The organism is Variovorax sp. IB41 (genome assembly GCF_016405905.1).
Lineage (GTDB): Bacteria > Pseudomonadota > Gammaproteobacteria > Burkholderiales > Burkholderiaceae_C > Variovorax.
Window position 1 is genome coordinate 210,650 of sequence record NZ_JAEFCB010000006.1, and the last position, 12,529, is coordinate 223,178.

7 protein-coding genes are annotated in these 12,529 nt (G+C 63.7%); 3 read left to right on the top strand and 4 right to left on the bottom strand.

The window, feature by feature from the left end:
* Positions 1-19: 19 nt before the first annotated feature.
* Entirely contained in the window at positions 20-1,024 is a 1,005-nt protein-coding gene (locus JC881_RS14225; protein ID WP_198786350.1) for a glycosyltransferase family 2 protein, read from the bottom strand.
* Positions 1,021-2,841: a glycosyltransferase family 2 protein gene (locus JC881_RS14230; RefSeq protein WP_233101776.1), complete on the bottom strand. Its 1,821-nt coding sequence runs from the start codon at positions 2,839-2,841 to the stop codon at positions 1,021-1,023. The genes JC881_RS14225 and JC881_RS14230 overlap by 4 nt, the downstream gene beginning before the upstream one ends.
* A 93-nt stretch (positions 2,842-2,934) precedes the next feature.
* Here JC881_RS14230 and JC881_RS14235 point away from each other — a divergent pair, with 93 nt between their 5' ends.
* Genes JC881_RS14235 through JC881_RS14245 form a run of 3 tightly spaced genes read left to right on the top strand, consistent with a single transcriptional unit; the run spans position 2,935 to position 5,861 of the window.
* On the top strand, positions 2,935-4,353 hold the full coding sequence (locus tag JC881_RS14235) for a mannose-1-phosphate guanylyltransferase/mannose-6-phosphate isomerase (RefSeq protein ID WP_198786351.1): 1,419 nt from the start codon (positions 2,935-2,937) through the stop codon (positions 4,351-4,353).
* Positions 4,350-5,153 (top strand): ABC transporter permease, encoded by an 804-nt coding sequence (locus JC881_RS14240; protein ID WP_198786352.1) that lies wholly within the window; start codon positions 4,350-4,352, stop codon positions 5,151-5,153. Before JC881_RS14235 ends, JC881_RS14240 begins: the two co-directional genes overlap by 4 nt.
* A gap of 3 nt (positions 5,154-5,156) precedes the next feature.
* A complete protein-coding gene (locus tag JC881_RS14245; protein WP_198786353.1) occupies positions 5,157-5,861 on the top strand; it encodes an ABC transporter ATP-binding protein in 705 nt (234 codons plus the stop codon).
* On the opposite strand, the gene JC881_RS14250 is transcribed toward JC881_RS14245, so the two are convergent.
* Both JC881_RS14250 and JC881_RS14255 read right to left on the bottom strand, forming a co-directional pair.
* Positions 5,862-9,872: a glycosyltransferase gene (locus JC881_RS14250; protein ID WP_198786354.1), complete on the bottom strand. Its 4,011-nt coding sequence runs from the start codon at positions 9,870-9,872 to the stop codon at positions 5,862-5,864. It lies immediately after the preceding gene.
* A gap of 38 nt (positions 9,873-9,910) precedes the next feature.
* On the bottom strand, positions 9,911-12,448 hold the full coding sequence (locus tag JC881_RS14255) for a glycosyltransferase (protein ID WP_198786355.1): 2,538 nt from the start codon (positions 12,446-12,448) through the stop codon (positions 9,911-9,913).
* Between the last annotated feature and the right edge of the window lie 81 nt (positions 12,449-12,529).

Consider the following 12,529-nt stretch of genomic DNA (forward strand, 5'->3'; position numbering starts at 1 on the left):
GGTTCTTTGGGGGCGGAGCCTACACAGATTCGAAAAGGTCGCGGACCACGCCGCGCACGCCGCGGCCGAACTTGTCGTAGCGGCCGGTCAGCGCTTCGCGCGCGATCGGCACGATGCGCGCGAGGCGCGATGCGGGCAAGGCGGCGCGAAAACGCTGGTGCTCGATCTTGCTGCGCACTTTGGCAAGGATCTCGGGCGGGACCCGGTCGCCCAGCTGCACCAGCCGCGCGAGCAGAAGCTCGGCCTTGACCGCCCTCTCCACGTGCGTGTTGCCCCGGGAGGCCAGTGCCTTGCGCACTTTTTCCGCAAAGGTGTCGCGCCGCGCGCCGATCTGGTTGGATTCGTGCTGGCGGTATTCGATGAAGGGCTGCTCCAGCAGGTCGACCCGCGCCGTCGTCGAGGCGACGATGCCCAGCCACTCGTCGTGCACCCACTCGACCGGCAGCGGCAGCGCGTCGGCCAGCAGCGTGCGGCGAAAGACGGTGGTCGCGCCGGTCACGAGGTTGCGCCGCAGCAGCACCTCGAAGGCGTTGCCGGCGTGCACGCGCGCCAGCTCGGAGGGCGTGACTTCGAGTGCGTGGAACAGCGTCTGGTTCAGGTCGCGGCGCTCGGCGTCGACCAGGCGCGCATCGGTGTGCAGCAGCAGCAGGTTGGCGTCCTGCTCGAAGCGGGCCACCATTTCTTCGAGCCGGTCGGGCATCCACACGTCGTCCTGGTCGCTCAGCGCGACGAGCTCGCTGGTGCAGGCGCTGATGGCCTGCTCGAAGTTCTTGACGACGCGCAGGGCGACCGGGTTCTCGAAGACCCGCAGCGCGATCGGCGGGCCCGGGCGCTCGGCCGCGCATTCGGCGACGGCGGCGCGCACCACCTGGACCGAACCGTCGCGCGAGGCATCGTCGGACAGCACGATCTCCACCGGCGGCCGGGTCTGCAGGCAGATGCTGCGCACCTGCTCGCGCAGGAACCGGGCGCCGTTGTAGGTGCACAGCGCGACGGAGACTTCGAGGGGACGGGGAGCGTTCATGAAGAGGTTGTGGGGCGCGGTGGCCACGCCAGGTCGAAATCTTCGGTGTCGAGCGTGAGGTTGGGGTTGTAGGCGGGGTCGCGGTCGATCAGGCCGGCCCAGCGGCTTCGCATGAAGGCGGATTCGCGCGCCAGCCGGTCGCGCGATTCGGCCGCCACCTCCAGGCCGCGGCTGGCCGACTCGTGGTGCAGCAGCTCGGCGTAGGGCGTCCAGACATTGCGGTAGCCGGCCTCGCGCAGGCGCAGGCAGAAGTCGACGTCGTTGTACGCCACGCCGAGTTCTTTTTCATTGAGCCCGCCGACCTGTTCGTAGAGCGCCTTGCGCACGACGAGGCAGGCCGCGGTGACCGCGGAAAAGTTCTGCACCAGCTGCGCGCGGCCGCCATGGCCCGCGATGGTCGATGGCAGGTGCTTGTGCGCGTGCCCCGCCATGCCCCCGATGCCCAGGACCACGCCGCCGTGCTGGATGGTCATGTCGGGGTAGAGCAGCTTCGCGCCGACCGCGCCCACGCCCGGTTGCAGCGCGAGCGAGACCATCTCGTGGAGCCAGTCCGGCGAGATGACCTCGATGTCGTTGTTGAGGAGGCCGACGAGTTCCCCGCGGGCTTGCGCCACGGCCGCGTTGTTGAGCGCCGAGTAGTTGAAGGGGCGGTCGTCGCGAATCACGGTGATGCCTGGCTGCGCGTCGAGTGCCGCGAAGTACGCGAGGGCCTCGGGATCGTCCGAGCCGTTGTCGACCAGAAGGATCTCGTAGTTCGGGTAGGCGGTTTCCAGGATGATGCTCTCGATGCATTGGCGCACGAGGTTCAAGCCGTCGCGGGTCGGGATGACCAGCGAGACGAAGGGCGGCACCTCGGGCAATGCATAGCGTGTGCGCAGGCCGTGAGGCATGGCCTCGGCGGAGGCCGCGGTGCCTGTGCGCTGGAAGTGACGGTCGAGCGCTTGCACATCGGCCACGCCCACTGCTGCGAGCGGCGCGCGGGAATGGCTGAGGATGCGCGGGATGTGGCGGATCTGGTCGGGTCGAACTCGCTCCACGCAACGCAACGCCAAGTCGAACCCCTGCGCGCCATCAGCGGCTGCATCGAGCCCCCCGGCCTCCTCGAACAGGCGGGCCTCGATCACGCCCATCGGCGAGAAAAGATTGCGGGACAGGAACAGGTCCGGGTTCCAGTCGGGCTTGAAGCAGGGGTCGCCGCGGCGGCCTTCCGCGTCGATCGCGTCCGTGTCGGCATACAGCATGCGGGCCTCGGGATGCGCAACGATTTCCTTCGCGACAGCGAAGAGAGCGTGGGCGGGCAGCGTGCAGCCGGGTTCGAGCCAGACGACCCAGTCCGCATCCACCGCACCGGCGAAGGGACCCGTCTGAAGCTTCCACTGCGCATAGGCCTGCGCCGCCAGGGACCGGGTCGTTTCTTGCAACGACGCTGCATTTGCACCGGAGGTGCCGGTCAACACCAGGAAGCGCAGATGCACAGGCCACTTGGCCATCTCCACGCGCCGGCTTTCTTCATGGGCATCGCTTCCGGGGCCGTCATAGCGCGCCACCCAGTCGGCATAGGTGCCGCGATGGACAGGAACAGCCGCCTGCGGCACGCCCCGCACAATGCGCTGAAAATGACCGCCCAGCCACCGCAAGGGGGCAGTCAGGCGCCAGCTGCTGGACTGCGTCATGCTGCGCACCTGCGCATCCAGGGCCTTGACCTGCACTTCCAGCAAACCGATCTGCCGCTGCAGCTGCGCATTGCTCGAAGCGACATCGAGCCCGCGCCGCCGGGAGGAAGGCTGCGCAGGCGGCAGCGTAGGCTTACTGAACATTGCTCGAGATCACGAAAATAGACGCTTCCAATCGTTACGGGGTCGCCCCGTGGGGGCCGGTAAAATTATCCCCTCATCACAACCTATAAAAAAATGCGCGTCCTTTCAGTTGTGCTTTCAGGGGGGGCAGGTTCCCGGCTTTGGCCAGCGTCTCGGCAAGCCTTTCCCAAGCCCTTCATGAAACTGGGTGGCACCACCCTGCTCCAGCAGGCCATCGAGCGGGGCCAGGCCTGCGGCACGGGCGACCTGATGGTCGTGACCAACAAGGACCACCTGTTTCTCACCAAGGACGTGCTGCGCCAGATGTCCGACCCGCCCGAGGCCACGCTGCTGCTGGAGCCCCGGGGCCGCAACACCGGGCCGGCGATTGCACTGGCCGCGCTGCAGTGCATCCGGCAGTTCAGCGGCGACACCGTGATGCTCGTGCTGTCGGCCGACCACCTGGTGCCCGACGTGGAGGCCTTCGTGGCCAGCGCCAACCAGGCGTTCCGCCTCGCCACGCAGGGCAAGCTGGTGGTGTTCGGCATCAACCCCACGGGGCCCGACACGGGCTTCGGCTACATCGAGGTGGCCAAGGTCTCGCGCGAAAGCCAGGCGGCCAAGCGCTTCGTTGAGAAACCCGACCTCCAGACCGCGCAGGAGTACCTGGCCACCGGCCGCTACTACTGGAACAGCGGCATGTTCTGCTTCACCGCCGACGCCATCGTCGCGGCCTTCGAGCGCCACGCGCCCGAATTGCTGGCCGCGGCACGCCGCGCGCTCGAATCGTCGCAGGCGGCGGGCGAGACGATCCAGTTCGATCTGCACACCTTCGGGCTACAGCCGGACATCAGCATCGACTACGCGGTCATGGAGCCGGCCGACAACGTGCACGTGGTGCCCGCCAAGTTCGGCTGGAGCGACGTCGGCTCGTGGCCCGCGCTGGCCAACGCGCTCACGCCCGATGCCAGCGGCAACACCATGCCCTCCAACGTCGTGGCCATCGACACCACCGGCACCCACGTGCAGGTGGACAGCCACTCTCCAAAGGTGGTCGCCACGGTCGGCGTGCATGATCTGGTCATCGTCGACACGCCCGATGCGCTGCTGGTCGCGCACAAGGACAGCGCCCAGCTGGTAAAAAATGTTGTCGATACCCTGAAAGCGCGCCAGCACGAGACCGTTCATTCGCCTGCCGTAGTCAACCGCCCTTGGGGAACCTACGCAGCGCTGAAGGAAGAAGAAGGCTACAAGGTCAAGCGGATCACGGTCATACCCGGCCAGTCGCTGTCCTTGCAATATCACCACCACCGCGCGGAGCACTGGGTCGTGGTGCAGGGCCGAGGCATCGTCCAGATCGGCGATGTCGAGCACGAGACCCTGCCCGGGCAGTACCGCTACATCCCCTTGAAAGAGAAACACCGCTTGACCAATATCGGCGACGAAGAACTTGTGCTCATCGAAGTCCAGTGCGGCGGCTACCTTGGCGAGGACGACATCGTTCGCCTCGCAGACACTTACGGACGCGCATGAGCCAAGTTCACTCCAATCTGCATCGAAGCCCCCTGTCCGACTGGTGGGAGGGCACGCGTCGTACCGACATCTGGTGGACGCTCGCCTGGTTCGATATCGTGCTGCGCTACCGCCGCTCCATGCTGGGGCCGCTGTGGCTCACCCTGAGCATGGGCGTCATGATCGGTGGCATGGGGCCGCTGTACAGCTCCCTGTTCGGCAGCGAACTGTCGCGGTTCTTTCCGCACCTGGCACTCGGCGTGATCTTCTGGGGCTTCTTCTCCAGTGTGGTTACCGACGCCTGCAACGCCTTTGTCGGCTCGTCCAACTACCTAAAGCAAGGCTATTTTCCGATCAGCCTTTTCGTTTGGCGCGGTCTTGCGCGCAACCTGATCCAGTTCGGTCACCAGATCGTGCTGTACATCCCGGTCGCCATCTGGGCCGGCGTCTCGCTGTCATGGTCAGTGCTGTTGATCGTTCCAGCCTTTCTGATCCTGATCGTCAACGCCCATGCTCTCGGCCTCCTTCTGGGGCTCATCTGCACCCGCTACCGCGACGTGACCCAGATCGTCACCAGCGTCATGCAGATGCTGATGTTCCTCACCCCCGTGTTCTGGCTGCCCGAAAACCTTCCGAGCCGCGCCAAGTATGTGCTCTGGAACCCTTTCGCGCAGATGCTCGACCTGCTGCGCACGCCGCTGATGGGCGGCGTGGCGCACATCCACAGCTGGATCGGCATCGGCGTGTGGACGGTGCTGTGCCTGACCGCCGCGAGCCTTCTGTTCATCAAATACCGCCGCCGCGTTGTCTACTGGCTCTGATCCATGGCATTCATTTCACTCAAGAACGTCGCCGTCAACTTTCCCATCTACGGCGCCGGTGCGGCGTCGCTCAAGAAAACACTCGCCGCATCGGTCACCGGCGGGCGCTTCGGCAAGGAAACCGGCGTCACCGTGGTGCAGGCACTCAGCGGCATCAACCTCGAGCTCAAGAGCGGCGATCGGCTGGGGCTGGTTGGTCACAACGGCGCTGGCAAGTCGACACTGCTGCGCACGCTTGCGGGCGTCTATGAGCCGTCCGCCGGTGAGTTTGCACGGCAAGGCTCGGTGGCAAGCCTGATCGACCCGTCGCTGGGCATCGAAATGGATGCAACGGGTGTCGAAAACATCATGCTGCGCGGCCTCGTGATGGGCATGAGCAAGAAAGAGGTCGACCGACTCACGCCGGAGATCTGTGAATTCAGCGGGCTGGGCGAATACGTCAATATGCCCGTGCGCACTTACTCTACCGGCATGATGATGCGGCTGGCGTTCTCGATCTCCACCAGTGTGGAGGCCGACATCCTGCTGATGGACGAGTGGCTGTCTGTCGGCGACGCAGAATTCACCGAGAAGGCCGAGAAGCGCATGCGGGATGTGGTCTCGAAGTCAGGCATCCTGGTGCTGGCATCGCACTCCCCGGAATTGATTGCCAAGGAGTGCAATCGCGTGATTCACATGGAGCACGGTCGGATCGTCGAGGTTTCCTGATCAACGCCGCTTGCCGGCGCCGCTGCTGCGACGCAGCGCCCTGATTTCCGCCAACCGGGCCGCGACTTTTCGGCCCGCCACATCCAGGGACAACGACATCTCCGCATCGGACTTGGCCCTGGTGCCGAGTTCAATGGCCCAAGCCTGATTGTCGAAAACACGCCTCATGAGTTGCGCAGCGTGCTCCTCCGAAGGCTCCGCCCACTCCAGATGGGCGTCGTAAGGGGGAATCGCTTTGCCCAGTTGAACAAGCTTGTAGTTCACCGGCAGGCTGTTGCTTTCGTCCATGAAATCCACGTTGCCCGAGAAGTTGGTTGCAATGACGGGCTTTCCCATCAGCATCGCCTCGGCCATCGTCAGCCCCAGGCCCTCGCTGCGGTGCAGCGACACGTACGCGTCGCAAGCGTTCATCAAGGACAGCACGTCCTCCTGGCTGTAGACCTCGTTGATGATGGTGACGTTGGGCGCGAGCGCCGCGGCCTGCAGCTCCTGGAATTGCGCCGGATGGCGGTCGCCGAACGAGGTCTTCAGCACAAGGTGCACGGCGTCGCTCCTGCCGAAAGCCCGCTCGAACGCACGGATCAGCCCCAGTGGATTCTTGCGCTCCATGACACTCATCATGTGGAAGGTGAAGAGAAAGGTGTACGGCGCCTCCTGCAGACCGAAATACGAGCGCGGTCGTTTTTCATATTGCCCCAGCTTGACTCCGGGGAACAAGGTGTGGACGGGGAGCGAGAGCCGCTTGCGCAGGCCGCGCGCCACAAACTCGGTAGCGGCCCACACTTCGTCGATGTTCTGGGCATGCGCGGCCCAGGACTCGGGAATGGAATCGAATTCCCAGTACCAGTACGCAATGCGATGTGTTCGAGGCACCCGCTCACACAGATCGCTGCGGACAAACGCCTGATCGAAATAAGGATCCGGCTGCACGTGGATGAGGGTCGTTTCGTACTCCTCGAAGCCGCGAAAGTTCACGTGCGTCGGATCGTCTTTCTGATCCGTCCTGAGATCGCGCAATGCACTTCGGACGCCCACACGCTGCAAGCCTTCGACAAGGGCTTCGACCGAAACGCGAAGGCCCGAGGGATAGGAGAAGTGGCCGATGACATTGAGGCCGAGCTCGACCAGCTCGATGGCGGTCGTTTCCGTATCGAGACGGGCGCACCACTCGACGACTTCGCGAGGCTGAGCGGCCTCGGGCGATTGCAGCCACTCGATCAAGGCGGCAGCATGGTGTGGATCGTCCAGGCCCTGCGGGTGCCGGCGGCTCCAATCTTCACGGGCCAGATAGGCCAGCCGTATCTGTTGCGCAGCACTCATGTCGACGGGCCAGCACGAGGGATCTACCCAGGCCTGCGTCACCCTGTAGGCCGAGCCAAACCAGGCCGCAAACGCTCGGCGGCCGAAGACGGTCAGTCCGTCCGGATAGAGCGCCTGCCACGCTGGCGTGAATTCATAGGCACGCACCAACTCCCGGGCAGGCCGCTCCGACGCCTCCCAGAACAGCCACCAAATCTCCTCGAACCGCAAACCGGCCAATCGCCGCCCGCGCCGCATGAACCAGTGGAACAGCTCGAATTGCCCCGCCGGCAGCAGCCCATAAGGCAATGCGCTCCTGATTTCGTCATGGAACAGAAAAGCCTGCCGCGCGCGCGCCCCGAGGTCTGCAGCCAGGCACTCGATCAACGCCGATCTCGCTGCGTCCGACAGCTGCAGCGCGCGGCCGCCCTCACCTCCGATCCAGCGGCCGAAGTCGCCATTCGCACCGTCGGAAAGCGCAGTTGGAAAGCGTCTGGCGATGTCGGGGCAGGTGCGCACGAGATCCAGGCACCAACGCGCCGCGGACCAGATGTCCCTGATTGCATGCGCCGGCTGCGGCAGCCACACCACGTCCTGGCGCCCCAGCCCGGCGGCCTCCAGGCCGGTGCGGTCGCATGACAAAACCAGCGTCGAGGCAGGCAGCGTGGGTGAACCGAGCGCGCGCACGTCCGCCGCCAGACTTTCACGAACCGTCGGAGCCGCCCGAAGGCGCAACGAAGGGATCGGGTTTCGGGCATCCAATTCGGGATGAAGGTAGGGATCCTCGTCGATGCCCAAAATTCGGATGTCGTCCGCAAAACGCTGCAGGTCGGGCGTCGGATTGACGGTGCCGCGCGTGGCGCCCTCGTGATGGACAAGACAGGCATGCGGCGCGTAGGCAATGCGGTAGCCCGCGCGCCAGATGCGAAGGCACAACATGACATCGCTGACCGCGACCAAGTAGGCCTCGTCGAAGCCGCCTACGCGCTCGAATGCATCGCGTCGTACCAACTGGCATGCGCCCATGATCGCCAGCCAGTTCCTGGGGTGCTCGGCGGAGCCAAAAACCCCCCACTCGCCTTCTTCTGCGGCGCGATACATCAGCCCGCCCAGGTTGATTCCGATTCCGACACCGCCATGCTGGATTTCCCCACTCGGGTAGCGCAGCTTGGTGCCGACAACCCCCACGCCGGGACGGCAGGCAAACCTCACCATTTCCTGCAGCCAGTCGCGCGACATCACTTCGATATCGTTGTTCAGGAACATGAGCAACTCGCCCGCCGCGAAAGAAGCGCCGTGATTGCACGCTGCGGAGTAGTTGAACTTCTTGCTGAAATGGACGACCGACACGTCGGCGTGGCACGCCAGTTCTTCGTAGTACGCCCAGGTCCTGGGCTCGACCGAACCGGTATCGACCAGAATGATCTCCCTGTTGGCATAGTCGGTGCCATGGAGCAGGCCTTCGACGCAGGTGCGCAGCAGTTCGACCTTGTCCTTGGTCGGAATGACGATCGACACCCGTGGCGGTGCCGTCAATTCCCAAGTGGCACGCTGCGTGCCGTCCGGCTGGGTCTCGATGGCGGCGTCGATCCCCGTGCGCGCCCAGAACCTGCGCAACGCCTCCCGGTTTTCCGCAGCCGCATCCGTACCGGCGCTCGCTCGATCACGTGCGACGCCCGCTGGCGTCCGGTGACACAACACCTTGGGAATGCGGGTAACGATGCCTGCAACATCGCTCACCCGAAGATTCAGGTCCCATTCGACATTCGCGCCCGAAGCCGTATCCACGCCGCCAACGGCGTCCACCAAATGCCTTCGCAGCAACGTCAGTCGTCCGAAGTAGTTGAACGCATAGAGCAGATCGGGCGACCAGCCAGGCTTGAAGTAGGGCTTTCGGCGAAAGCCTTCCGCGGAAATTTCGTCTTCGTCGCCATAGAGGATGTCGCTGTGCGGCAACCTGGCCAGCTCACCGGCAACCTCGGCGAGCGCACCGGCGGCCACGATGTCACCTGCATCCAGAACGGCGAGAAAATCGCACGCAGCAGAGGCTGCGCACGCTGCGAGAGCCTGCGAGCGCGAATCCCCGTCGCCCATCGGGATTCGCACAATGCGCTGCTCTTTGGAAAATGCGTCCAACACGACCTGGATTGCAGGAGCGGCGCCTGACTCAATGGCGATCAAAGCTTGCCAGCGCTCGAAGGCCTGCGACCGCAATGACTCGAGGGTACGGCTCAGTGCATGCGGATCCGCTCCTGCGACGAGGATGAAGGAAAGTGAAGGCCCCGTCGAAAGGTCGCTCACGATCGGTGTACGGCTTTCGATCTCCGCAATCCAGCGAGCATATGCATCGTCAGCGTCGAGAGATCCGCCCAGCGCCTCTTCCACACGCGGCCTCACGCGCATTGCACGCAGGCGCTGCGGCATGCGCCAAGGCGTCAGTGCCCACCAAGCCGCCTTTACCATGCGCCGCGCATTCACCCGGACCGACGGCGGAACTGCCGTCGAGACTTTTCTCAGTGGCGCGGTCACGCGCCAGGAGATGGAATCGTGCATCGCGCGCTGCTGGCTCAGAGCTGCATCGGCTCGCTGATTGGCCGCCTCGAGCAACGCCTCGAAGGCCAACGCATTGCCGCCTTCCAGGTTGCCTGGCTCATCAACACGGATCCCGTTTGGGGGAACCGGTTGATCCTGCTTGGACCCGTTATCGTTCATTTGAATTGCGGGTAGATCGAGAATAAGGCCCGCACGCCTCAGTCGGTCCTGGCCGCGTCGAGCAAACCGTTTTCCCTCATGATCTTTTCGAGCGAACGCTGGCACTGCAGCTCCTGGCGGGCGAGCCAGGTTTTGTCGGCCACATTCAACGCGTGCAGGCAAATCTTCGAAGTTGCTGCTCGCGAATAGTTGTCCTCGACATAGCGAAGGCCCGCTTCGCGCATGCAATTCCAAGCCGACTCATCGCCATAGATCCGAAGGACTTCGCTGGCGAACTGCAAAGGGTCGTCGGCGATCGACAAATGCTCGTCTTGCGCGTGTGCGATGCCTTCCGCAGCAATGTTCGTCGCCACGCTCGGCACACCGTGTGCGAGTGCCGTCACGAGCTTGCCCTTGATACCTGCCCCGTAGCGCAAAGGCGCCACGAAGACTCTGGACGCCTGAAAATACGGCTCAAGCTCTTCGACGAATCCGGTGACGATCACCCGGTCGGACGCCAATGCCAGCACTTCGGCCGGAGGCTTGTTGCCCACAACCAGGAGCTTGGCATGGGGCGGAAGACTGGGAAGCAATTCGGGCCAGATCGACTTCACGAAGAACAGAACCGAGTCCACGTTGGGCGTGTGTGGGAAGTTACCCAGGAACATGACATCGGCCCGCGCCGAAAAGCCGGGGGTTTCCCGGTACACCTCGGCAATCCATGGAAGCACGACCAGATTGTCGAGAGGCAGGGGAAGCGCCTTCTGGATCACTTCCTGCTCGAACTGGGTGTGGATGAATGAAGCGTCCGCGTGCGCGAACATCTCCAGTTCCTTCTTCTTTGTCAGTTGGGCCGCGAACAGCGCCTGCATGTCGTTGGCGGTTTCCGCGGCACGGGTTTCCCGCAGGTAATGCAAGTCGACGTTGGCAAACAGCACCCGCGTGGCCGGTGCCTTTGCACGCAGGCTGCGATAGATCGGATGAGCGACGTTGTAACGATAGAGCAGCGCGTAATCGAAGGCGTTGTCGACATCGAGCACCTGCTCGACACTTTCGAAGAATGGCTTGTAATAGCAGCACACCCCACGCCGCTGCAGCGCCGCGGTGTATTTTTTCGACCAGTAAGGCGAATGCTCCGGAAAGAAGCTTTCGCCGAAACCAGCCTGGCGGTATGCGCTCATCACCTCGTTGGTCACGATCGAGCCCGAATCCTGGTCAGGTGTCGGCGTCAATGCATCGACGATCAGAATGTTCCGCTTGCTGCGCCAGCAAGCTGCTCGCATCGAGCTGCTGCCCGGAATGGGATGCTCCGTCAGCTCCGCACTGAAGCGCTTGGCGAGCTTCTGCAGATTGGTGACCTGGTAGGCCTTGATGCCCTTCGTTGTGTCGCGCCCGTGCGTGATCCCCTCGTAGTGAACGGCGCGCGAGGTCGGGACAAACCACACTTCGTAGCCCGCACGGCGCAGCCGGAATGCAAGATCGGCGTCTTCGCAATATGCCGGCTTGTATTCGGGATCGAAACCGCCCAGTTCGTTCCAGACCGTTTTGCGAACGGCAATGGACGCGCCCGAAATGAAATCCGCCTGCCGGGCGAAACAGTACTGCGGCAGGTTCGGGTCGGCGTTGCGGCCATAGTTGTGTGCAGACCCGTCGCGCCAGAAGATGCCCCCAGCCTCCTGCAGCGTGCCATCGGCATTGAAGAGCTTGGAGCCCACCATGCCGGCTTTGGGAAACAGGTCGAAAGCCGCAACAAGCTCATCGAGCCAACCCGCGGCAACGCGGGTGTCACTGTTCAGCAGAACGACAAACTCGCCTCGAGCCTGTGCGACCGCCCAGTTGCAACACTCCAGAAAACCGCCGTTCGCAGCGCGCCGCTCATAGCGAATCCAAGGAATGCCGCCCAAGGCCTCCGTCTGTGATGACGCTGGAGAGGCATCGTCGGCAACGATCACCTCGATCGAATACCTGCTCTGCAGCCGCGCGAGCGAATCCAGGCAGTTCAATGCGAAGTGTGCCTGCCCATACACCGGGATGATGATGGACACCTTGGGCGTGGACAGATCGACGGTGAATGCCGGCACCCGCGCGGCCATTGCCTTAACCGCCTCTGCGACGCCGTTGCCTGCTTCGCGCTGCCCGAAATCGAATCCTGCACCCGCGAAATATGCATGGCCTGCCACGAGCTCATATTGGATAACGTCGTCAGGCAGGGGATATGGACGATCCCTCTCCATCCAAGCGTAGTCTGGCTCCGGGCTGGTCGGAAGTTCTCGCATCTCTCTGCGGCCGAACTCCACCCAATGAATCAGCGGATTGAGCGTTGCCCCCCGCACATCTGGATTCTTTCCCGAATAAGCTCGCATCGAGAACTTGGCCGACGGCTCGAGGCCCAGTTTCCAACCACTGGAGAGATAGTGTTTCAGCGGATCGGCGCCGCCTGCAACCGCTGCCGGGTACTCCCGCCGATAGAAGTCGGCGTCGAACAAACCGGCCTCCCTGATTGCCGCTGCGGCTGACGCGTTGCCAACCAGCTTCGCTCGCATGATGCGCAGTGCTTTCCTTGAAAGCCGTGCGGCCTGCTTGAGTTCTTTGATCAAATCTTCTCCACTTTTTCAGCGTCTTATGCGCCGATTCCTGATTGCGAAACCTCGAACCGGAGCGCGGTCCGGCAGCCACTC

What these genes read in the sequence shown, in the direction of transcription:
- JC881_RS14225 (WP_198786350.1), bottom strand. Translation starts at nt 1,024, where the DNA reads ATGAACGCTCCCCGTCCCCTCGAAGTCTCCGTCGCGCTGTGCACCTAC.
- JC881_RS14230 (WP_233101776.1), bottom strand. Translation starts at nt 2,841, where the DNA reads ATGTTCAGTAAGCCTACGCTGCCGCCTGCGCAGCCTTCCTCCCGGCGG.
- JC881_RS14235 (WP_198786351.1), top strand. Translation starts at nt 2,935, where the DNA reads ATGCGCGTCCTTTCAGTTGTGCTTTCAGGGGGGGCAGGTTCCCGGCTT.
- JC881_RS14240 (WP_198786352.1), top strand. Translation starts at nt 4,350, where the DNA reads ATGAGCCAAGTTCACTCCAATCTGCATCGAAGCCCCCTGTCCGACTGG.
- JC881_RS14245 (WP_198786353.1), top strand. Translation starts at nt 5,157, where the DNA reads ATGGCATTCATTTCACTCAAGAACGTCGCCGTCAACTTTCCCATCTAC.
- JC881_RS14250 (WP_198786354.1), bottom strand. Translation starts at nt 9,872, where the DNA reads ATGAACGATAACGGGTCCAAGCAGGATCAACCGGTTCCCCCAAACGGG.